Genomic DNA, 22,300 nt, shown 5'->3' on the forward strand with positions numbered 1-22,300 from the left:
ATCTCCGAGCCGCTTTCGCGGCGCTGGCTGTGGGTGGTCGCTGCGGCGGCTCTGATCCTGACTTTCGCCCAGTCACCCGGACAGATCTCACCCGACACCAAACTGGATCTGACAGCCAATCCGCTGCGCTTCCTCACGCGTGCGTTCACGCTCTGGAACAGCGAGTTGCCGTTCGGGCAGGCGCAGAACCAGGCCTACGGCTACCTCTTCCCGCACGGCACGTTCTTCCTGGCCGGCGACATCCTCGGCGTCCCGGGCTGGGTGACGCAGCGACTGTGGTGGGCGCTGCTGTTGGTGGTCGGCTTCTGGGGGGTGCTGCGGCTGGCCGAGGCGCTCGGCATCGGCAGCCGCACGTCGCGGATGATCGCCGCGCTGGCGTATGCGTTGTCTCCGCGGGTGCTGACCACGCTGGGCGCGATCTCGTCGGAGACGTTGCCGATGATGCTCGCGCCGTGGGTGCTGTTGCCGATCGTGCTCGTCCTGCAGGGCGATCCCAGGATCCGGCAGTTGGCGGCCCGCTCGGCGGTGGCCGTCGCGTTGATGGGTGCGGTCAACGCGGTCGCGACGTTGACGGCATGCCTGTGCGCGGTGGTGTGGCTGTGCTGTCACCGCCCCGACCGGGTGTGGCGCCGTTTCGTGGCCTGGTGGTTGCCGTGCGTCGTGCTGGCGACCGCGTGGTGGGTGGTGGCGCTGCTGCATCTCGGCCGGATCAGTCCACCGTTCCTGGACTTCATCGAGTCGTCGGGGGTGACGACCCGGTGGATGTCGCTGACCGAGATGCTGCGCGGCACGGGCGCCTGGACCCCGTACGTCGCGCCGAGCGCCACCGCCGGGGCGCCGCTGGTGACGGGAACGGTGGCCGTGCTGGCGACGACGTTGGTCGCCGCGGCCGGGCTGGCCGGGCTGGCGATGCGGACCATGCCGGCCAAAGGCCGGTTGGTCACGATGCTGCTGGTCGGTGTCGTACTGCTGGCGGCCGGTTACTCCGGCGGGTTGGGCTCGCCGGTGGCGCTGCAGGTGCAGGCCTTCCTCGACGCCGACGGCACCCCGTTGCGCAACCTGCACAAACTCGAGCCGCTGCTGCGGCTGCCGCTGGTGCTCGGCCTGGCGCATCTGCTGAGCCGCATACCGCTGCCGGGCAGTGCGCCCCGGCCGGTGTGGCGTAAGGCGTTCGCCCACCCGGAGGAGGACAAGCGGGTCGCGGTCGCGCTCGTCGTGATGTCGGCGCTGGTCGCCGCGACGTCGCTGGCGTGGACCGGGCGCCTGACCCCGCCCGGGGCGTTCGACGCGATCCCGCAGTACTGGCACGACACGGCGGCGTGGCTCGACGAGCACAACGACGGTGGCAGGGTGCTGGTGGCGCCGGGCGCACCGTTCGCCACACAGACATGGGGCAATTCGCACGACGAACCGCTGCAGGTGCTCGGCGATTCCGCATGGGGGGTGCGCGACTCGATTCCGTTGACCCCGCCGGAGACCATCCGCGCGCTGGACTCGGTGCAGCGCCTGTTCGCCGCGGGCCGGCCCTCCGACGGGCTGGCCGACACCCTGATCCGGCAGGGCATCTCCCATGTGGTGGTGCGCAACGACCTGGATCCCGACGCGTCGCGCTCGGCGCGGCCGATCCTGGTGCACCGCACCGTCGACGGTTCCCCGGGGCTGACGAAGGTCGCCGAGTTCGGCGCCCCGATCGGGCCGGGCACGTTGGAGGGCTTCGTCGCCGACAGCGGGCTGCGGCCGCGGTATCCGGCCGTGGAGATCTACCGCGTGGACGGCGCGGACGCGGCGATGGCGCCGTACGTCGTCGACGCCGATGCGTTACCTCGGATCGACGGTGCCCCCGAGTCGCTGCTGCGCCTCGACGAACGCCGCCGGCTCGATGGCGCGCCACCGCTGGGTCCGGCGCTGCTCACCCAGGACGCGCTGCGGGCGGGTCTGCCGGCGCCGCTGACCACGGTGACCGACACCCCGGTGGCCCGCGAGACGGACTACGGCCGCGTCGACGACCACTCGTCGGCGGTCCGCGCGCCCGGCGACCCGCGCAACACCTACAACCGGGTGCCCGACTATCCCGCCGACGGCGCTGAACTCGTCGAGGGCCGGTGGACCGGCGGACGGATCACCGTGTCCAGCTCGGCCGGCGACTCCACCGCGCTGCCCAACGTGTCCCCGTCGTCGGCGGCGCCCGCTGCCATCGACGGCGACGCGGCCACCAGCTGGGTGTCGAACTCGCTGCAGGCCGCTGTCGGCCAGTGGCTGCACATCGACTTCGACCGCCCGCTGACCAACGCCACCCTGACTCTGACGCCCAGCGCGACGGCGGTCGGCGCGCAGGTGCGCCGCATGGAGGTGTCGACGGTCAACGGCACCAGCACCGTGCGGTTCGAGGAAGCCGGCCAGCCGGTCACCGTCGCGCTGCCCTACGGCGAATCTCCGTGGGTCCGCATCACCGCCGTCGCCACCGACGACGGTTCCCCCGGCGTCCAGTTCGGCATCACCGACCTCCACGTCACGCAGTACGACGCCAACGGGTTCGCCCACCCGGTCAGCCTGCGGCACACCGTGGACGTGCCCGCACCCCGCCCGGAAAGCACGGTGGCGCAGTGGGATCTGGGTACCGGGCTGCTGGGACGGTCCGGCTGCGCGGACAGCCCGACCGGCACCCGCTGCTCGGCGGCGATGGCACTGGCCTCTGAGGAACCTGTCAACCTCAGCCGCACGCTGACGGTGCCCGAATCGACGACCGTCACCCCGACTGTCTGGGTGCGGGCCCGCCAGGGCCCCAATCTCGCCGACCTGATCGCACAACCCGAAACCACCCGCGCCGCAGGTGATTCCGATTTGGTCGACGTGCTCGGCTCCGCTTATGCCGCCACCGACGGCGATCTCGGTACCGCGTGGACGGCACCGCAGCAGGTGGTGCAGCCGCGCACCCCACCGACGCTGACGGTGCGCCTGCCCGGGCCCCGCACCGTCGCGGCGCTGCGGGTGACACCCAGCGAATCGGCGCTGCCGGCACATCCGCGGATGATCGCCATCGACCTCGGCGACGGACCGCAGGTGCGCCGCCTGACCGCGGGCACCGAGACCCTGCGCCTCAAGCCACGGGTCACCGACACCGTCACGCTGTCTCTGTTGGACTGGGACGACGTGATCGACCGCACCGCACTGGGATTCGACCAACTGAAACCACCCGGGCTCGCTGAGATCGTCGCACTCGATCCGCGCGGTGCCGCACTGGATGCCGCCGACGCGTCGGCGAATCGGCTGCGCCGCGTCACGATCCCGTGTGGCCGCGGTCCGGTGATCGGTGTCGCCGGACAGTTCGTGCAGACCTCGGTGAGCGCCACCGTCGCCGAACTGCTCGACAACCGGCCCATCGCCGCGCAGCCGTGCCGCAGCGAGCCGATCACCCTGCCCGCCGGCGAACAAGAGTTGCTGATCAGTCCCGGCCCCACCTTCGTCGTCGACGGAGTCCGGCTGGTGACCCCGGAAGCCAGCCAAATCACCACGGCCACAATGAGTTCCGTGGACGCCGCGCAGTGGGACAACCACCACCGCGAAGTCCGCATCGGCGCATCCGACACCGAGCGCCTGTTGGTGGTGCCCGAGAGCATCAACCCTGGCTGGGTGGCCCGCGCCGCCGACGGCTCCGCGCTGCGGCCGATCACCGTCAACGGTTGGCAGCAGGGCTGGGTGCTGCCCGCCGGCCCGGACACCACCGTGACGATGACCTTCACGTCCAACACCAGCTATCGGGTCGGCCTGATCACCGGCCTGGCGCTGCTGCCGATCCTGGCTGCGCTGGCGCTCATCCCGAGCAGGCGCCGCCTCACGCCGGGCGAGCCGGGCACAGTGTGGCGGCCCGCACCGGCGGCGGTGGCCGCGGCGGTGACCGCGGTCGGCGCGGTGATCTCCGGGCCCGTCGGCGCGGTGACCGCACTGGCCGTCCTCGGCGTAGGTCACCTGCTACGGCGACGCGAAGCGCTGCGCGACGCAGTGACCGTCACCGCGGCCGCCGGCGGACTGATCCTGTCCGGCACGATCCTGAGCCAGAATCCGTGGCGGTCCGTCGACGGATATGTCGGGCACTCGGCCGGGGTGCAGTTCCTGGCGTTGGTGTCGGTGCTCGCCGTCGCCGCGTCGGCGATCCCGCAACGTCAGCGGGGCACGGTGGTGGCCACGGAGTCGTCGACCGAGCTGTCCAGCGGCGTCGGTTGGTGGCGCAGTTCCCAGCGGCGCAACGCGTTGCGGCAGGGCGACTCGATCAACCCGTAACTGACCGCCGCGATCGCGAACCCGAACACCAGCGTCAGCACCAGCACGACCGTGAAGTGCCCGTTGAACGGGAACGCCCCGATCATCGGGAAGACCATGGCCAGCGCAGCCAGATGCCACACGAACAGCCCGTAGGACCAGCGGCCCAACGTGACCATCGTGGTGCTGCCCAGGATTCGGTGCGGGGTGTCCGGCCGGTCCAGCACCAGCGGAGCCAGCAGCGCGCCCGCCACCACCGCGCCCATCGCCGTCTTCAACGTGACCTGACTGATCGATCCGGGATGCAGGCCCTCCAGCCCGGCCAGCGGCGACGCCGCGATCCCGAACGCCGTCACCGCCAGCACCGCCATCAGGACCCGCCGGCGGGCCAGCCGGTGTGCCCAGCCCACCGGGGTGACGGTCAGCTCGGCCAGCACCATGCCCGCGGCGAACCACGAGAAGAACGCCGGGGGCCAGTTCCAGAGGTTGTGGCCTTCGCCGCCGTCGAACGGGATCCGCACCCAGAACAGGCTGGCCACCGCGACGGCGATGATCACCGGGATCCGGGCGGGCACCGGGATCCGGCGCGCGAACAGCGCCAGCAGCGGCAGCGCCAGGTAGAAGCTCATCTCCACCGACAGGCTCCACATCTGGGTCAACCCGTTGGTCAGCGTCAGTGGCACATAGATCTGCGTCAGCGTGAGGTTGGCCAGCCACACCGTGGCGTCCGCGTCGGTGTCGGGCATCAGGTTCAGGATCACCACGACCGCCACCAGGTAACCGGGCATGATCCGCACGATCCGCGACCGCAGGTAATGGCCGGTCCGCGGCCGTTCCCGCAGACCGCGCGCGGCCGCGGCGTGGCCCCGCCACAGCAGGAATCCCGACAGCGCGAAGAACACCGCGACCGCCAGATCGAAGCGGCCCAGCACCCGGCCGAGCACGCCGCTGCTGTAGCCGGTCTGGAACGCGACGTGGGTGACGACGACGCCGATGGCCGCGCACGCGCGCATGCCCTCGACAGCGGGCAGGAAGCTGCGGGTCCCGCCGACGGCGTCGGCGCCGGATGCGGTCATGGCTCACAGTGTGCCCGCGCGGGCGTCGACCCCGGAAATGGGTAATACCACTGCGCCGGCCAACGGCTCGTAGTCGGCGCCGACCTGGATTCGTGCTGTTAGGGTCGAACGGGTTTGCTTCCATACGCAGGCACCTGATTCATCACCCGACCCCATGGCGGGCGCGAAGGGAGACACGGTATTGAACCGCGCAGTTGCGCTGAGGATCGCCGCGTGCGCGATCATGGGCCTCGGCGCCGCCCTGCTCATCGCGGCGCTGCTGTTGAGCACCTATACCAAGGGCCAGATCTCCAAGATTCCGCTCGACATCGACACCACGCTGGTCAGTGAAGGCACCGGCACGGCGTTCGACCCGGCTTCGCTCATGGGCGAGCGGTTCGTCGTCGACGAGGACGTGCCGCTGGTTCTGCAGCGTCAGGTCAGCGTCGAGGCTCCGGCCAACGCCGACGTGGTGACCCTGCAGGTCGGCAGCTCGTTGCGCCGGACCGACCAGCAGCAGGACAACGGTCTGCTGCTGGCGATGGTCGACACCGTCACCCTGGACCGCAGCACCGCCGAGGCGGTCTCCAGTGAGAGCAATCCGGGCGGCGCCGTGCAGAAGCCGCGCGCCCTGGAAGACGAGAACCCGCCGACGAACATCGCGCTCCCGCACGAGGGACTCACCTACCGCTTCCCGTTCGACACCGAGAAGAAGACCTATCCGTTCTTCGACCCGATCGCGCAGAAGACATTCGACGCCAACTACTCCGGCGAAGAGGACGTCAACGGGTTGACGGCCTACAAGTTCACCCAGAACGTGGGCTTCGACTCCGACGGCAAGCTGGTCGAGCCGGTCAAGTACGCGTCGCTGTACGACGATGACGCCGACGCCCAGGTCAGCGCCCGTGCCGCGCTGTGGGGCCTGGAAGGCGACCCCGAAGAGATGATCACGATGACGCGGTACTACGCCGCGCAGCGCACGTTCTGGGTCGACCCGGTGTCGGGCACCATCGTCAAGCAGACCGACCGCGGCTACCACTACTACGCGCGTGAGGCGCTCGAGCCCGAGGTGACGTTCGTCGACTACACCGTCACCTCCGACGAGGAGACGGTCGAGGCTCAGGTGGCCGCCGCGTCCGACGAGCGCGACCGCGTGGCGCTGTGGGGCCGCATCCTGCCCATCACGTTCACCGCGCTGGGCCTGGTGGCGTTGATCGGCGGCGCGCTGCTGGGCTCGTTCAGCCTGCGCGCGGAGTCGATGCTGCTGGATCCGGGTCTCGACGACACCGGCAACCGTTTCTTCGGCGGTCGCGGCGACGAGGGTGAGCCCGTGCCGGGCGCCGAGGCCAAGACCGAGAAGCTGCCCGCGCAGCGACCGTCCGACCTGCCCCCGGACCGACCGGTCTGATCGCCCGGTCGGTGGTGGTGCCGGCGTATGCGCTGGCGCTGACCCTGGCGGTGACCGCCCCGCTGGCGGCCCCCGGATATCTGCTGCTGCGCGATGCGGTGTCGACGCCGCGGTCGTATCTGTCCGATGCGGCGCTGGGGCTGTCGCAGGCGGCGCCGCGCGCGCTGCCGCAGGATTTCGCGGTCGCGCTGGCCTCGACCGTGCTCGACGGCGGGATCGTGGTCAAGCTGCTGCTGGTCGCAGGCCTGTGGGCGGCCGGCTGGGGTGCGGCGCGCCTGGTGGCGCTGCTGCTGCCCGACGCGGGGATCGCGGGCCGATGTGTGGCGGCCACGGTGGCGATCTGGAATCCGTATGTCGGCGAGCGGCTGCTGCAGGGCCACTGGAGCCTGCTGGTCGGTTACGGCTGCCTGCCGTGGGTGGCGGTGGCCGTGCTGTCGCTGCGCGGTTCCCCGACCCTTCCCCCGCCGAAATTGCATTCCACGCGCGTCAAATCGCCAAAGACACGCGTGGAATGCAATTTCGGCGCGGTGGGGGCGCTGTTGTTCTGGGTCGCGCTGGCCGGGCTGACCCCCAGCGGGTTGATGCTCGCCGCGACGGTGGCGCTGGCCTGCGCGTTGGGTCCCGGTGAGGGCCGTTCGAGGCTCTGGTGCGTCGCGGTCAGCGCCGCCGCGGCGGTTACCGCTGCGGTGCCGTGGCTGGTCGCGTCCGTGGTGGCACCTGACTGGGCGGGCGCGACCACCGACACCGGCGTCGACGCGTTCGCCGCCCGGGCCGAACCCGGCCTGGGCACCTTCGGCAGCCTGGCCGGGCTGGGCGGGATCTGGAACGCCGAGGCCGTCCCGGCCTCACGCACCACACTGTTCGCCGTTGTCGCGACCGCGGTGCTGCTGACCGTGGTCGCGATCGGACTGCCGCTGCTCGTGCGTCGGCGCATCGGCATTCCGCTGCTGGTCGTCGGCGTCGCGGCGATCGTGGTGCCGGCGCTGCTGGCCACCGGCCCGGGGCTGGAGTTCGCCGACGGCGTCATCCGCGCGGTCCCGGGACTCGGCGTGATCCGCGACGGGCAGAAGTGGGTGGCGCTGGCGATGCCGATCTACGCGCTGGCCGGCGCCGCGACGGTCCTGGTGCTGCGGCGCCGCATCCCGGCGGTCGCCGCGTCGGCGGTGTGCTGCGCCGCGTTGGTCGCGACACAGCCGGACCTGGCGTGGGGCGTCGGCGGACGGGTGAGCCCGGTGCAGTATCCGCCCGGGTGGACCGCCGTCGCCGAGCTGATCAACGCCGCGCCGGCGCCGGTGGCGGTGTTGCCGGTGGACAGCATGCGCCGATTCGACTGGGCGGGGCCGGCGCCGGTGCTGGACCCGCTGCCGCGCTGGGTACGCGCCGAGGTGCTCACCACCGGCGACCTGTCGATCGCCGGGCAGACGGTCTCCGGCGAAGGCACGCGTGCGCGCGAGATCCAGCAGCTGCTGGTCTCCGGCGCGGGCCGCGACGAACTCGCGGCCGCCGGCGTGGGGTGGGTGATCATCGAGTCCTCAGGTGCGGGCTCGGACGTGGACGCAGCCCCGGAACTGGACCTGCCGGTGGCCTACCGCGACGCCGATCTGACCTTGTACGACGTCGGCGGCCGCGCCCAGCCGTCACCGCCGACGAACACGGCGGGATCGGCCCCGGACCGGGCCGTCATGATCGCCGCGCACGGCGTGTGGCTGGCGCAGCTGGTCGCAGGACTGATCGTGATGCTCGCGTCACGCCGCGCACACCGTCGGGACCATCACATACACCGGCCACAGCCCGGTGACCAGCAGGTACGCCGCGATATTGGCCCCGGCGGGTAGCCGCGTCTGCAGCAGTCCCTCGAGATGCCGGACGTCTTCGACACCGAAGAACGCCCACAGCAGCCCGATGATCAGATACGGGATGGCGGCCCACAGCCCGATCTCGATGACGTCGGCGATGCTGAGCCGCCGGCTCAGCAGCCGCCGGGTCGCCACGCGCAGTCCGGTCATCGTGGTCCTCTCACACCAGCCGCCGTTGCCTGCGGACGCGTCTGCGCACGTCGGCCAGTAGCACGTAGGTACCGCCCTGCCGGATGAAGCCGGGCAGGAACCGGTTGGCGAACGCGACGAACAGGAACAGCCGCTCGAACAACCACTGCCGCGACCGGCCCCACCTCACCCCGAGCGCATCGCGGAACACCGGCGCCAGAAACCCCACCGTCAGAAACTTCAACAACGGCCGGAAAGGCAGCGCCAGAACGGGATTGATCATCTTGAGGTTCACCAGGTCGGCCAGGAAGCCGCGGACGACGTCGTCGACGGCGATACGCTCGCACGCCTCGTCCCAGTACCGGCCGAAGTCGGCGCGCGTCGGCGGCCACTGATCCTCGCTGACCTGCAAGGTGGTGCCCAGCGGCCAGGCCGAGCGATAGAACTGCTCGGCCTGCTCCGGGGTCATCGCACCGCGCAGGAGTTGGTAGGTGTCCTCGAGTCCGACGAACAGACACGCGGCCACCCACATCTGCAGGTCGCGGTCAAATGCGTTGTAGCGCACCGGACTCGACGCGTCGGACTTGACGTGCCGGTGCGCCTCGTTGACGGCGTCCCGGAACGCGGCGCGGTCGTCGTCGGTGCCGAGCACCGCCACAGCCAGGTACTGGAAGGTGGTGCGCGCCCGCTTCCACGGGTGCTTCATCAGGTGGCCGGAGTCCACCTTGCTCTCGACGACGCCGTGACCGACGCCGGGCACCGACAGCTGCATGATCACGTTGGCCGCGCCCGCGGCGAACGACCAGAAGTCCATCGCGTCGGCGACGGTGACGGTTTCGTCGGGATCCCACCGCGCGGTGCGGCGGTTGATGTGAATGCGTGTCTTCGTCACGGCTAGCACAGCTGAGCGACGATCAGGATGGGCCAGAACAGCACGGAGCCGACGATCGCGACGGGCCTCTGCAGCCCGTCGAAGGTGGCGAGGACGTCGGCCTGGTACACCGCCCACACCACGCCGATCACGAAGTACGGCGCTCCCAGCAGCGCGGCGGTGCCGAGCCACTCGGCCAGCGTCATGCGGTAGCCGAGCAGTTGACGCAGCGCATCCTGCATGGCCGCTATGTTAATGACGATTCGCGGCCGTGTACTGGAAATCGCAGGCTCAGACGATGCCGCTGACGCTTTGTCCGGCGGCCACGCTGTCCAGCACCGCGCGCATCGCCTCGGCGCTCTGGGTCCAGGAGAACTCGTCGCTGCGCACCTGCGCCTTGGTGCCCAACTGCTCGCGCAGCACCCGGTCGGTCAGCAGGCGTTCGAGCCCGTCGACCAGGCCGGCGAGGTCGTCGACGAGAAGTCCGGTGACGCCGTCGACGATCGAATCGGTCAGCCCGCCCGACGAGCGGTACCCGATGGTCGGCACCGCGTGCTGGGCCGCCTCCACGACGGCCAGACCCCACCCCTCCTTGCGGGAGGGCAGGATGTGCGCCCAACTACGTTGCAGCACAGCGTGTTTGGTCGCGTCGTCGACGTGCCCGTGGAACGTCACCGCGTCGGTGATGCCCAGGGACGCCGCATGGTCGACCAGCCGTTGCGCCCACCAGCCGTCACCGAGGACGTCGAGGTGCAGATCGGGAATCCTGGTGCGCAGCTGCGCCACGGCGTCGAGCGCGTCTTCGATCTGCTTGTGGGGCACCAACCGGGACAACACCACCGCCCGCGGTGTCTGCGAGCGCGGGATCGTGACGGTGTGCGTCGGGGCCGCGTCGACGCCGTTGCGCACGATGGCGATGCGGTCCGGGGTGACCCCCAGCAGCTCCAGGTCGCGCGCCGAGGGCAGCGAGACGGTGACGTACTGGTTGTGGCGGTGCAGTCGCGGCGACAGACGCGATTCCACGAACCAGCCGATGCGGCTCATCACGCGCCCGGCGACCGGCCACTGCTCCCGGTGGCAGTGGTGGACCAGCACCACCGTGCGCCGGCCGTGGACCAGCCGGGACAGGAACGGCAGCCCGTTCTGCGTGTCGACGACGATGTCGGGCCGCACGCGGCGCATCGGCCCCAGCCCCACCTTGGCGGCGGCCATCGCCAGGCCGGCCCACACGTACACCGTGTACGGGCCGCCGCGGCGCTGCACGTGCACGCCGTCGATCGTTTCCCGGCGCGCGGCACCGCGGTAGCGGGCGGTCCGCAGCGTCACCCGCACGCCTGTCGCCGCCAGGTGCGCGCCGATGCGCTGCAGGTAGGTCTCGCTGCCGCCGCCCTGCGGGTGGCCGGTGTCTCGCCAGCACAGCAGCAGCACGGACTCGACGCGCGCAGGCGGGCGGGAGCGGTCAGACATCGGTGTTCAGCCTAAACCGCTGCGTAAGGTGGCCGGGTGCTCGCTACCGATCTGTTCGCCCGGCGGGCGACGCTGGCGCGGTCGGCGCGGTTGCTGGCCGAGTTCCGGTTCGAGCAGACCGACCCCGACCGGTTCTACGGCGCGCTGGCCGCCGACACCGTGGCGCTGGTCAGCGATCTGTGGCACGCCACCGACGGCTCCGCGCTGTCGGGACGGACTCTGCTGGACGTCGGCGGCGGGCCCGGCTATTTCGCGTCGGCGTTCGCCGAGGCGGGCGTCACGTACATCGGCGTCGAGCCCGATCCGGGCGAGATGCACGCCGCCGGGCCGCGCACTTCCGGCGACGCCGGCACGTTCGTCCGGGCCTCGGGCATGGCGCTGCCGTTCGCCGACGCCAGCGTCGACGTGTGCCTGTCGTCCAACGTCGCCGAGCATGTGCCGGCGCCGTGGCGTCTGGGCGACGAGATGCTGCGGGTCACCCGTCCCGGCGGGCTGGTGGTGCTGTCCTACACCGTGTGGCTGGGGCCGTTCGGCGGCCACGAGATGGGGTTGACGCACTATCTCGGCGGCCGGCGGGCCGCCGACCGCTACGCCCGCAGGCACGGGCACCGACCGAAGAACGACTACGGCTCGTCGTTGTTCGCGGTGTCGGCGGCCGACGGGCTGCGCTGGGCGCGCGGCACCGGCGCGCTGGTCGCCGCTTTCCCGCGCTACCACCCACGATGGGCGTGGGCGGTGACAAAGGTGCCGGGTGTGCGGGAATTCCTGGTGAGCAACCTGGTGCTGGTGTTGCGCCCGACTTGACGGGTGTCTTGCAACAGGTTCTCGTTTGGCGGATCGCTCGGTAGTGTGACGCACATGACGCAAAGCACTGCTCTCAAGACCGACTGGGACAAGCTGTTCATCGGCGGCAAGTGGGTCCAGCCGGCCACTTCCGACGTGATCGAGGTGTTCTCGCCGGCCACCGGTGAGAAGGTCGGCCAGGTGCCGCTGGCCAGCAAGGCCGACGTGGACGCCGCCTTCGCCGCGGCGCGCAAGGCGTTCGACGAGGGCCCGTGGCCGCGGATGACCCCAAAGGAGCGCGAGGCCGTCATCGCGAAGGCGATCACCCTGATCGAGGAGCGCGCCGACGAGTTCAAGGCGTTGCTGAAACTCGAGACCGGCCAGCCGCAGACCATCGTCGACATGATGCAGTACGGCGCGGCCATGTCGACGCTGCAGTTCTACGCCTCGGCGGCCGACAAGTTCAGCTGGCAGGACATCCGCGACGGCGCGTACGGCCAGACCCTGGTGCTCAAGGAGCCGATCGGCGTCGTCGGCGCGGTCGTCGCCTGGAACGTGCCGTTCTTCCTGGCCGCCAACAAGCTGGGCCCGGCCCTGCTGGCCGGCTGCACCCTGGTGCTCAAGCCTGCCGCCGAGACCCCGCTGACCACCAACCTGATGGCCGAGGTGTTCGCCGAGGCCGGCCTGCCCGAGGGTGTGCTCTCGGTGGTGCCCGGTGGCGTGGAGACCGGCCGTGCGCTGACCGACAACCCGGAGATCGACAAGTTCACGTTCACCGGGTCCAGCGCGGTCGGCAAGGAGATCGGCAAGATCGCCGCCGAGCGGCTCAAGCCGTGCACGCTGGAGTTGGGCGGCAAGTCCGCGGCGATCATCCTCGAGGACGCCGATCTGGACTCCACCCTGCCGATGCTGATCTTCTCCGGCCTGATGAACTCCGGTCAGGCCTGTGTCGGACAGACCCGCATCCTGGCCCCGCGGTCGCGCTACGACGAGGTCGTGGAGAAGATCTCCGCCGCTGCGGCGGGCATGGCACCCGGCCTGCCCGACGACCCGGCCGCGATGATCGGCCCGCTGATCAGCGAGAAGCAGCGCGAGCGCGTGGAGGGCTACATCAAGAAGGGTCTCGACGAGGGCGCCCGCCTGGTCACCGGCGGCGGCCGGCCCGACGGCCTGGACAGCGGCTGGTTCGTGCAGCCGACCGTGTTCGCCGATGTGGACAACTCGATGACGATCGCCCAGGAGGAGATCTTCGGACCCGTCCTGGTGGTGATCCCCTACGAGGACGAGGCCGACGCCGTGCGCATTGCCAACGACTCGGTGTACGGGCTGGCCGGGTCGGTGTACACCACCGACAACGCCAAGGCCCTGGAGATCGCCAAGCAGATCCGCACCGGCACCTACGGCATCAACATGTACGCCTTCGATGCCGGCGCGCCGTTCGGCGGCTACAAGAACTCCGGTATCGGCCGCGAGTGCGGGCCGGAGGGCATCGCCGGGTACTGCGAGTCCAAGAGCGTGCTGCTGCCGTTCGGCTACACCCCGGAGCAGTAACGCGACCAGACACAAACTCGCACGCTCACTGCGGTGGGCGTGCGAGTTTGTGTCTGTTCGGCAGAATCTAGAACCCGGCTTCGGGTAGCTCCATCGCGGTCAGGTCGACGGCCTGCAGGACCTTTCGCTGCGCCGACAGCATCGGCAGCATGTTCTTGGCGAAGAACCGTGCCGCAGACACCTTGCCGGTGTAGAACGCCCGGTCACGCTCGCCGACCTGACCCTCGAGCGCACTCAGCGCTACCTCGGCCTGGCGCAGCAGCAGCCAGCCCAACAGTGCGTCGCCGACAGCCAGCAGCAGCGGAACCGATTGCAGGCCAAGCCGATACAGTGCGCTGGGCTCCTGCTGTGAGTCCATCAGGAACGAGGTCATGGTCGCGACCATCGCCTGCACGTCGTCGACCGCGGTCGCGAGCAGCTTGCGTTCGTCGGCCAGTTCCGGGCGCGCCGACGCATGGTCGAGGAACGCCTTGATCTGTGCGACCACATGCATCAGTGCGCCGCCGCGGTCGCGGGCGATCTTGCGGAAGAAGAAGTCCTGCGCCTGGATCGCGGTGGTGCCCTCGTACAGGGAGTCGATCTTCGCGTCGCGGATGTACTGCTCGACCGGATAGTCCTGCAGATACCCGGAACCGCCGAACGTCTGCAGCGACTCGGTCAGGCACTGGTAGGCCCGCTCGGAGCCCACGCCTTTGACGATCGGCAGCAGCAGATCGTTGACCCGCACCGCCATCGACGCGTCCGCACCCGACACCTCCGCCGCCACCGTGGGGTCCTGGTGCGCGGCGGTGTAGAGGTACAGCGCCCGCAGGCCCTCCGAGTAGGCCTTCTGGGTCAGCAACGCGCGGCGCACGTCCGGGTGGTGGATGATCGTCACCCGCGGGGCGGCCTTGTCGGCCATCTGCGTCATGTCGGCACCCTGCACCCGCGTCTTGGCGTACTCCAAGGCGTTCAGATAGCCCGTCGACAGTGTCGCAATCGCCTTGGTGCCCACCATCATTCGCGCATACTCGATGACACGGAACATCTGGGCGATGCCGTCGTGGCTGTCGTTGACCAGCCAACCGACCGCCGGCACGCCGTGCTGACCGAACGTCAGCTCGCACGTCGCCGAGACCTTCAGGCCCATCTTGTGTTCCAGGCCGGTGACGAACGCTCCGTTGCGCTCGCCGATGTCGCCGGTCTGCGGATCGAAGTGGAACTTCGGGACCATGAACAGGCTCAGCCCCTTGGTACCCGGGCCGGCACCTTCGGGACGAGCCAGCACCACGTGCATGATGTTCTCGTAGAGGTCGTCGGCGTCGCCGTTGGTGATGAACCGTTTGACGCCGTCGAGATGCCAAGTGCCGTCGGCCTGCTGGACCGCTTTGGTGCGGCCGGCACCGACGTCGGAACCCGCATCGGGTTCGGTGAGCACCATGGTGGCGCCCCAGCCGCGCTCGACCATCAGTTTGGCCCAGTGCCGCTGCTGTTCATTGCCGATGTCGAACAGGATGTCGGCCATCTTCGGGCCGGCCGAGTAGATGAACGCCGCCGGCTGCGCTCCGAGCACGAACTCGTTGATCGCCCACTCGACGACCGCCGGAGCCGGCACACCGCCGATCTCCTCGGCCATCCCGACGCGGAACCACTCGCCGTCGTACCAGGCGCGGTAGCTGCGCTTGAACGGTTCGGGGATGCTCACGCGGTGGGTCTTCGGGTCGAACGTCGGCGGAGTGCGATCGGACGCGGCGAACGTCTCGGCCACCGGCCCTTCGGCCAGCTTCACGGCTTCGCCGAGCATCTCGCGCACCGAAGGCCCGTCGAGGTCCCCGAACGCGCCAGTGGCCAGCACCTTCTCCAGCGCCAGAATCTCGAACAGGTTGAACTCCAGGTCGCGGAGGTTGCTCCGGTAGTGCCCCATGGTGGCCAGACTACGGTTGCCGGGCGGGTTCCCCGACTCGGCACCAGCGCGCGACGACGAAGTCGCCGTTGACCGCCGATTCGGCCAGCCGCCACTCCGAGCGCATGGGCAGCAGCCGCGAACCGGCACCCAGCGAACACGGCGCGTAGGCGACGATCATCTCGTCGACCAGGCCGGCCGCGACGAACTGCGCGGCGACGTCTCCGCCGCCCATCACCCAGACGGTCTTGCCGGCGGCCGCGGCGACCAACTCCGGGTACAGCTGTTCGGCGGAACCGGCGTAGGTGCGGACCGGGTGGCCGTCGACGACGATGTCGGGCCGGTGCGTCATCACCCACGACGGCTGGCTGTACATCCATTCGCCCGGATGGTTCTTCGCGATCCACTCGTAGGTGGTCGCCCCCATCACCAACGCACCGACGCTGTCGACGAACGCTTCGATCGCGAACGGGCCGTCGGGGTGAATGTCGCGCGAGGTCAACCAATCCAGACTGTCGTCGGCGTCGACGATGAAGCCGTCCAGGCTCGAGGCGGTGTAGTAGACGCAGCTCATGTCAAAGGCTCCTCATCCAGTCCAGTGGGTCACCGCGGCGAGCGGATACGCCGTGGCCGGCGAGCATGGCGCGGGCCAGTTCCCGCCGGTGCGCCGAGTAGGTCAGCACGTGCGCGACGATGCCGTGCAGCTGGAAGGACTCGGGCGGGTCGCACAGCGCGTCGATCACCGTGTCGCCGAGCCGACCGGCCGCTGCGAAATCGGTCACCGTTGTGCGCCAACGCTTTCCGATCGCGTCATGGTGCGCGGACAGTGCCGCCGGGTCGACCGAGCCCGGTTGGGTCGATGTGCGCGGCGGGAAATCGTCCCCGGCGATCGTCGCCAGCCAGACCTCTTTGGTCCAGACGATCGCGCCGAGCACCGCTCCGACGCTGGGTTCCTCACCGTCCCAGTCCAGGACGGTCTGGCCGGGCCGTACCTCGGCCACCCACTGCTGCGGGCTGAGCTGCCGGGCGCAATCGATCAGGTGCGCGGTGTCGTCGATGTCGTGGACGACCATCAGCTCGGTGACGTCGCCCGCGGCCACCGGCCGGGCCGGATCGTCGTCGATCCACAACGAGTGCGGCGGATGGAAGTGCAGTCCGTTGGGTGCGGGCAGGCGGAACGGCGCCGCGCCGGCCTGCGAAGGCGGCCGCCCGTAGGCGCGGCGGAACGCTCGGGAGAACACCTCGACCGAAGACCAGCCCTCGTCGGCGGCAACGGCCGAGACCGTCGCCCCACGCTGCAGACGCCAAGCCGCACGTTCGAGCATGATGCGTCGCCGCAGCGCCGCCGGTGACTCGCCGGTCAACCGGCGGACCTCACGGGAGAAGTGGAACTCCGAGGCGTGGCTGCTGCGGGCCATCGCGACGACGTCCTGGTTGGTTGCGTCGGTGACTGCGTCGAGGAGTTCGCGTAACCGGTCGCGGCCTTTCACGGTGTGTGAGTATCGTCGGCCGCGCGGCGCCAGACCATGACTTTTCCTGCTGTCGTATGGCTCAGCTATGGCGGAATCCCCGACCAGGTTCCGCCATAGCCATAGGCAAACTTATGCGACCTCGTCGGGCCCCGCGGCGGTTTTCGGGAGAGCGCACAAATTTCGATCTGTTTGGAAGGCTGTGAGCAGCGGGTAAACTCCGCGCGTTGGAACATGTTTCAATTCGGCGAAGGGGACCGGCGTGAGCGACGACATCAAGACGTCCGAGATCACCAAATGGGACCCCGTTCTCACCGAGCGCGTGATGAGCGTGCTGAAGCCGATCCTGAAGGGCTACCACCGCGCCGAGGTGCGCGGACTCGAGCACTTCCCGCCCGGCGGTGCCCTGGTGGTGGCCAACCACTCCGGCGGGCTGTTCGCCATGGACGTGCCGGTGTTCGCCAGCGGTTTCTACGAGAAGTTCGGCTTCGACCGGCCGGTGTACACCCTCAGCCACGACATGCTGATGGTGGGACCGAGTGGGACGTTCTTCAAGAAGACCGGCTTCATCCCGGCCAACCACGAGAACGCCGACGAGGCGCTGCGCTCCGGTGGCGTCGTGGTGGTGTTCCCGGGCGGCGACTACGACGTGTACCGACCCACCCTGGCGGCCAACAAGATCGACTTCGGTGGCCGCACCGGATACGTGCGCGCTGCGCTCAACAACGGTGTTCCGATCGTCCCGACGGTGGGCATCGGCGGCCAGGAGGCGCAGTTCTTCCTGACCCGCGGCACCGAGATCGCCAAGGCGCTGGGTCCGGTGGCGCGCATGTTCCGCACCAAGATCCTGCCGATCTCGTTCGGGTTCCCGTTCGGGCTGTCGGCGGTGTTGCCGGTCAACGTGCCGCTGCCGACCAAGATCACCATGCAGGCCCTGCCGCCCATCGACATCGTCGCCGAATTCGGCGAGAACCCCGACATCGACGAGGTCGACGCCCATGTGCGCCGCGTGATGCAGCGCGCGCTCGACGAACTGGCCGCTGAACGCAAGCTGCCGGTGCTGGGTTAGTCGTTCCGACCACGAAAGGATCTGCACGATCGCGTTCAGAATTCGCAAACCCCGTCCGCTGCTGCGCGCCACCGCCGAGCTGCTCAACGCCGCCAACGGGGTGCGCCCGCTGGCCCGCGAGGGATACCTGACCATTCCGGTGTTCGCCTTCGGGTGGCCGACGTCGGAGATGTCGCCGCTCTACATGGCCGGCTCCATGCTCGACGCGGCGCGGCGCGGCTGGCGCGGCGATTTCCGCGGTCCACAAGGTCGAATCGCCCTGCTGCTCAGTGCGATCAGTTGGGGGCTGTTGTATCTGATCCACCGTCGCAACGTCGCTTCCCAGCCGCACTTCGAGGATCCGCTGCGCGACGTGCTCGGAGACCAGTACCAGGCGATCGCAGAGCGGGCCAAGTCCGCGCGACGCCGAATGATCGGGGTATGGCCCCACGACCTCATCCGTCGCCGCTACGTCGAGAAGGCCGGCACCGTGCAATACGGACCGCACCCGTCGGTCAACCGCGCCGACATCTGGCGTCGCGCCGACCTCCCGCGTGACGGTAAAGCGCCTGTGCTGCTTCAGATTCCCGGCGGCGCCTGGGCCATCGGGATGCGCCGGCCGCAGGCCTACCCGCTGTTGAGTCATCTGGCCGACCACGGGTGGGTGTGCGTGTCGATCGACTACCGGGTCAGCCCGCGGCACACGTGGCCAGATCACATCGTCGACGTCAAACGTGCGCTGGCGTGGATCAAGGAGCACATCGCCGAATACGGCGGCGACCCGGACTTCGTCGCCGTCTCGGGCGGGTCCGCGGGCGGGCACCTGGCGGCGCTGGTGGCATTGACCGCCGACGACCCGCAGTACCAGCCCGGGTTCGAGGACGCCGACACGTCGGTCGTCGCGGCGGTGCCGATTTACGGTCGCTACGACTGGATTTCGGCACGCGGCAGCGGCCGCAAGGAGTTCATCGCGTTCCTGCAGCGTCTGGTGGTGAAGAAGCCACTTGCCAGCCACCGCAAGGTCTACACCGACGCATCACCGCTGCACCGGGTGCGGCCCGACGCCCCGCCGTTTTTCATCTTGCACGGCCAGGACGACTCGATCATCCCGATCCCGGAGGGCCGGGAGTTCGCCGCGGCGCTCGAGAAGGTCTCGACTGCACCGGTGGTGTACGCCGAGATCCCGCACGCGCAGCACGCTTTCGACTTCTATTACGGGTCTCCGCGGGCGCACTACACGGCCCAGGCGGTCGAGACGTTCCTGTCGTGGGTGCAGGCCAAGCGCAAAGCGCTGACGCCATAACGGTTTTCAGGTCGCCAGTCGTCCGATGAGGGCGGCGACGCGCTCACTCCAGGTGTCGTCCACCGTCCCGGCGCGTGCGAGTTCGGCGACGTAGCTGCCGACGATCATGTCGATCAGGGTGTCGCCGGTGCTCTCGTCGCAGCCCAGGGCCTCGATGGCCTGGACGCGGTGGGCCCCCAGGATGGTGCGGAACGCATCGCTGAAGTCGGGGTCTTCCCCGGTCAGCAGCGCCGCGAAGCCGCCGACGCCGATGCCGTCGGCGATCACCTCGACCGATTGCGCGATCGCCCACCGCACGCGTGACCCGGCATCGGCGACCATGGGCTCCGACGACTGGGCCAGTCGGGCGACCAACTCTTCCAGTGCCGCCGCCAACAAGGCGCGCCGGTTCGGGTAGCGCCGGTACAGCGTGGTCTTGGCGATGCCGGTCGCCTCGGTGACGGCCTGCATCGTGACGGCGCGCGGTCCGCGGGCGCGCAGCAGCTCCAGTGCGGCGTGGTGGATACGCACACCGAGCGCGTCGGTGGCTGCCGGTCCGGTCATCGGGCTCTCCTGCCGTCGGGGAATAGATCCCGACCGGTTGACGCTACACCATACGTAGCGCTACGCTACGTGTAGCGTTTTATTAGGAGGTTGACATGCGTAAGTTCTTCAAGAACGCTCCGTGGCCGATATTCGCCTATTTGCTGACGTTGGTCGGGTTCCTTTTCCTGGGCCTGTTCGTCGCGTCGCTGGCGCTCGGCGCCTCGTTCGCACCGGTGCTGGGTGCCGCCATGGTCGCGGCCTGGGCGATGGCCATCGGTTGCGTGATGCTGCGTCGCCGCCAGATCGCCAATGCGGACCCGGACAGTGACATCACGCTGGGTCTCGACCCGATCCGTGGGGACACCGACCGCCGGGCTTTCGAGCGTTATCTGCAGCGCTACCGTCAGCAGGGGGTCCCGGAGGAGACGGCCGTTGCCGAAGCCGCCGAGGACGTGCGCAGGGAGAAGGTCGCCGCTTAGGCGTCGGACAGCCGACTATGGAGCCATAGCGGTTTCCACCACGGTCAGCTCATCGGAAAGGCCTGCCGCTCGACGAATCTCGCGGAACGCATCGATCATCGCATCGGTGAGTTCGTGCGGATCGTCGAGCGTCTTGCCGTCTGAGAGCACTGAGATGTTGAGCTGGTCGACATAGCTCCACACCGTGATGTTCAGGCCGCTGCCTGCGGTCAGCGGACCGACCGAGTAGATCTCGGTGACCAGCGCGCCGCCGACCCGGGCCCGCTCTCGGGGCCCGGGCACGTTGGAGATCGGCAGGTTCATCAGCTTGTTCTGGCCGTCGCGGCTGGACAGCCAGCGGAACAGCGCCTCGGCCGGGGCCTGCGGCAGGTAGGCCGACCACCGGCTGATGAGCTCGGGCCCGATCAGGTTGTTGCTCTCCTTGCCCGCTTCGGCGGCGTCGTGGGCGGCACGCACCCGCTCCAGCGGGTCCTCCACGTCGACAGGCAGGCTGACCAGCACACCGGTGAAGAAGTTTCCGGAGATGCGGTCGGGCGAGAAGTCGAAGCTCACCGGCACCGAGGCCAGCAGCGGGTGGTCGGCGCGGCCGTCGTGGCGCAGCAGCAGGGTCCGCAGCGCGCCGGCCGACATCGCCAGCACCATGTCGTTGATCGTTGCGCCCAGGTGCTTGCCGGTCTGCTTCACGTCGGCCAATGCCAGTGTGGCGGTGGCGAATTGCCGTTTGGGGTCGAGCATGTGGTTCATGAAGGACGGCGGCGGCGTGAACGGCCGGGTCAGCTCGGGCGACAACTTGCGCGGGCTCTGCCGAACCCGGCGCACCCCCTGGGCCGTATAGCGCATCACCGATGGGATCTTGGCGATCTGGCGCATGTGGTCGGCGAACGCCGTGCGCACCAGTTCGCCACGGGACGGCGGTGGTTCGGTGGCATAGGAGTCACGGTCGCTCTGCGGCCCCTCGGACATGTCCATGCCGCGCGCCAGCAGGTTCGCCGAGGCGACACCGTCGGCCAGGGCGTGGTGGATCTTGCCGAGCACGGCGATCCGACCGTTGGCCAGACCTTCGATCAGGTACATCTCCCACAGCGGGCGGCTGCGATCCAGCGGCGTGCTGGCCAGTCTCCCGACGGCTTCGTCGAGTTGTCGACGGCCGCCGGGTGCGTCGACCCGGCAGCTGCGGACGTGGTAGTCGAGGTCGACCTCGGCGTTCTCCCGCCACATCGGGTGGTGGAACTTGAACGGGATGTCGACCAGTTCCCACCGGAACGGGTCGAGTTTGTACAGCCTGCTGTGGATGACCTTGCGCAGTTCCTCGACACCGAATTCGGCCCCACCGAGATCGTCGAGCTCGATGACCGCCAGCTTCAACGTGTGCATGTGCACGTTCGGCGTTTCGCTGTACAGCAGCACAGCATCCCAACCGCGAAGTCTTTTCACGCGTCACCTCCAGAGCGGGCGACGTACTATATAACCTCTTTGTCTGCGACCAGGCTGTTTCGGTGAATGTGGTTGAGGAACAAGCCGATTGCGGTCGACATCGCCCCTGTGCGGGCACCGTCGGTCATGTCGAACGCGTGTCCGGCGCCGGGCAGTTCGACGTAGCCCACCACTGACCGCGATACGTCGCGCAAGCGCTCGACGAAGCTGCGTGCCTGCGCCACGGGGATCACGCTGTCCCCGGTGCCGTGGACGACCAGGAACGGCGGCGCGTCCGGGTGCACCTGGGCGATCGGCGAGGCCTTGCGGAACACGTCGGGATGCTTGTCGATCGAGCGGTTGACCACGACACGCTCCAGGAAGTCGACGAAGCGCACCCGTTCGACTGTCGACTTGTCCTCCCAGCAGTAGCGGCCGTAGATGCCGACGACCGCGTCGACGGAGGTGTCCGAACCCTCGGGCAGTTCGTCCTGGAACTCGGGATCGTTGGCGGTCAGCCCGGCCAGTGCGGCCAGGTGGCCACCGGCCGAACAGCCCGCCACGGTCACGAAGTTGCGGTCACCGCCGAAGCGGTCGACGTTGGCGCGGGCCCATGCGATGGCGGTCTTGACGTCGGTGATGTGGGCGGGCCAGCGGTGATGCGGCGACACCCGGTAGTCGATGGACAGGCAGATCCAGCCCTGCTCGGCCAGGTGCGACATCAGCGCGTAGCCCTGCAGCAGGCGGCTGCCGTGCACCCAGGCGCCGCCCGGAACGAAGATCATCACCGGGGCGGGCTGGGCG

The 22,300-nt window shown here is 69.4% G+C and carries 19 protein-coding genes; 8 read left to right on the forward strand and 11 right to left on the reverse strand.

Annotated elements, in window-relative coordinates; genetic code table 11:
- Window positions 1–4,278, forward strand: a complete 4,278-nt coding sequence (locus ACQI46_RS04620; protein WP_427092811.1) for an alpha-(1->3)-arabinofuranosyltransferase domain-containing protein — start codon at window positions 1–3, stop codon at window positions 4,276–4,278.
- Here ACQI46_RS04620 and ACQI46_RS04625 read toward each other — a convergent pair.
- Window positions 4,161–5,333 carry an acyltransferase family protein gene (locus ACQI46_RS04625; protein ID WP_427092736.1) on the reverse strand — a complete coding sequence of 391 codons (1,173 nt, stop codon included), beginning with the start codon at window positions 5,331–5,333 and terminating at the stop codon, window positions 4,161–4,163. The genes ACQI46_RS04620 and ACQI46_RS04625 overlap by 118 nt on opposite strands.
- A gap of 181 nt (window positions 5,334–5,514) precedes the next feature.
- On the opposite strand from ACQI46_RS04625, the gene ACQI46_RS04630 reads away from it, so the two are divergent.
- Together ACQI46_RS04630 and ACQI46_RS04635 are read left to right on the forward strand one after the other, a co-directional pair.
- Window positions 5,515–6,720 carry a DUF3068 domain-containing protein gene (locus tag ACQI46_RS04630; protein ID WP_427092737.1) on the forward strand — a complete coding sequence of 402 codons (1,206 nt, stop codon included), beginning with the start codon at window positions 5,515–5,517 and terminating at the stop codon, window positions 6,718–6,720.
- 14 nt (window positions 6,721–6,734) lie between these two features.
- The gene (locus tag ACQI46_RS04635) at window positions 6,735–8,555 is read left to right on the forward strand and encodes a hypothetical protein (protein ID WP_427092812.1); all 1,821 of its coding nucleotides are present in this window, start codon (window positions 6,735–6,737) and stop codon (window positions 8,553–8,555) included.
- Here ACQI46_RS04635 and ACQI46_RS04640 read toward each other — a convergent pair.
- The 4 genes from ACQI46_RS04640 to ACQI46_RS04655 are packed head-to-tail and all read right to left on the reverse strand — an operon-like array spanning window position 8,466 to window position 11,043.
- The gene (locus ACQI46_RS04640; RefSeq protein ID WP_427092738.1) at window positions 8,466–8,726 is read right to left on the reverse strand and encodes a hypothetical protein; all 261 of its coding nucleotides are present in this window, start codon (window positions 8,724–8,726) and stop codon (window positions 8,466–8,468) included. The genes ACQI46_RS04635 and ACQI46_RS04640 overlap by 90 nt on opposite strands.
- A gap of 10 nt (window positions 8,727–8,736) precedes the next feature.
- Window positions 8,737–9,597 carry an oxygenase MpaB family protein gene (locus tag ACQI46_RS04645; RefSeq protein ID WP_427092739.1) on the reverse strand — a complete coding sequence of 287 codons (861 nt, stop codon included), beginning with the start codon at window positions 9,595–9,597 and terminating at the stop codon, window positions 8,737–8,739.
- Between the two features lie 2 nt (window positions 9,598–9,599).
- Complete coding sequence (locus ACQI46_RS04650; RefSeq protein WP_427092740.1) at window positions 9,600–9,818, reverse strand: hypothetical protein; 219 nt, start codon at window positions 9,816–9,818, stop codon at window positions 9,600–9,602.
- 49 nt (window positions 9,819–9,867) lie between these two features.
- Window positions 9,868–11,043 (reverse strand): glycosyltransferase family 4 protein, encoded by a 1,176-nt coding sequence (locus tag ACQI46_RS04655; protein WP_427092741.1) that lies wholly within the window; start codon window positions 11,041–11,043, stop codon window positions 9,868–9,870.
- A 36-nt stretch (window positions 11,044–11,079) separates the two neighbouring features.
- On the opposite strand from ACQI46_RS04655, the gene ACQI46_RS04660 reads away from it, so the two are divergent.
- The gene (locus tag ACQI46_RS04660; protein ID WP_427092742.1) at window positions 11,080–11,847 is read left to right on the forward strand and encodes a class I SAM-dependent methyltransferase; all 768 of its coding nucleotides are present in this window, start codon (window positions 11,080–11,082) and stop codon (window positions 11,845–11,847) included.
- Window positions 11,848–11,901: 54 nt separating this feature from the next.
- Complete coding sequence (locus ACQI46_RS04665; RefSeq protein ID WP_427092743.1) at window positions 11,902–13,377, forward strand: aldehyde dehydrogenase; 1,476 nt, start codon at window positions 11,902–11,904, stop codon at window positions 13,375–13,377.
- 67 nt (window positions 13,378–13,444) lie between these two features.
- Here ACQI46_RS04665 and ACQI46_RS04670 read toward each other — a convergent pair whose 3' ends face one another.
- The 3 genes from ACQI46_RS04670 to ACQI46_RS04680 are packed head-to-tail and all read right to left on the reverse strand — an operon-like array spanning window position 13,445 to window position 16,749.
- Window positions 13,445–15,280 (reverse strand): acyl-CoA dehydrogenase, encoded by a 1,836-nt coding sequence (locus ACQI46_RS04670; RefSeq protein ID WP_427092744.1) that lies wholly within the window; start codon window positions 15,278–15,280, stop codon window positions 13,445–13,447.
- A 10-nt stretch (window positions 15,281–15,290) separates the two neighbouring features.
- Window positions 15,291–15,833, reverse strand: a complete 543-nt coding sequence (locus ACQI46_RS04675; RefSeq protein WP_427092745.1) for a dihydrofolate reductase family protein — start codon at window positions 15,831–15,833, stop codon at window positions 15,291–15,293.
- Window position 15,834: 1 nt separating this feature from the next.
- Entirely contained in the window at window positions 15,835–16,749 is a 915-nt protein-coding gene (locus ACQI46_RS04680) for a helix-turn-helix domain-containing protein (RefSeq protein WP_427092746.1), read from the reverse strand.
- Between the two features lie 304 nt (window positions 16,750–17,053).
- On the opposite strand from ACQI46_RS04680, the gene ACQI46_RS04685 reads away from it, so the two are divergent.
- Together ACQI46_RS04685 and ACQI46_RS04690 are read left to right on the forward strand one after the other, a co-directional pair.
- Window positions 17,054–17,797 (forward strand): 1-acyl-sn-glycerol-3-phosphate acyltransferase, encoded by a 744-nt coding sequence (locus ACQI46_RS04685; RefSeq protein WP_427092813.1) that lies wholly within the window; start codon window positions 17,054–17,056, stop codon window positions 17,795–17,797.
- A 40-nt stretch (window positions 17,798–17,837) separates the two neighbouring features.
- Window positions 17,838–19,079, forward strand: a complete 1,242-nt coding sequence (locus tag ACQI46_RS04690) for an alpha/beta hydrolase (protein ID WP_427092814.1) — start codon at window positions 17,838–17,840, stop codon at window positions 19,077–19,079.
- A 6-nt stretch (window positions 19,080–19,085) separates the two neighbouring features.
- Here ACQI46_RS04690 and ACQI46_RS04695 read toward each other — a convergent pair whose 3' ends face one another.
- A complete protein-coding gene (locus ACQI46_RS04695) occupies window positions 19,086–19,622 on the reverse strand; it encodes a TetR/AcrR family transcriptional regulator (RefSeq protein WP_427092747.1) in 537 nt (178 codons plus the stop codon).
- A gap of 95 nt (window positions 19,623–19,717) precedes the next feature.
- Here ACQI46_RS04695 and ACQI46_RS04700 point away from each other — a divergent pair, with 95 nt between their 5' ends.
- Entirely contained in the window at window positions 19,718–20,083 is a 366-nt protein-coding gene (locus tag ACQI46_RS04700) for a hypothetical protein (RefSeq protein ID WP_427092748.1), read from the forward strand.
- Window positions 20,084–20,098: 15 nt separating this feature from the next.
- Here ACQI46_RS04700 and ACQI46_RS04705 read toward each other — a convergent pair whose 3' ends face one another.
- Both ACQI46_RS04705 and ACQI46_RS04710 read right to left on the reverse strand, forming a co-directional pair.
- Window positions 20,099–21,517, reverse strand: coding sequence for a WS/DGAT/MGAT family O-acyltransferase (locus tag ACQI46_RS04705; RefSeq protein WP_427092749.1), 1,419 nt, complete (start codon window positions 21,515–21,517; stop codon window positions 20,099–20,101).
- Window positions 21,518–21,543: 26 nt separating this feature from the next.
- The coding region (locus ACQI46_RS04710; protein WP_427092750.1) for an alpha/beta fold hydrolase at window positions 21,544–22,300 on the reverse strand (757 nt) is incomplete at its 5' end.

It is taken from the genome of Mycobacterium sp. SMC-4 (assembly GCF_050205565.1).
GTDB lineage: Bacteria > Actinomycetota > Actinomycetes > Mycobacteriales > Mycobacteriaceae > Mycobacterium.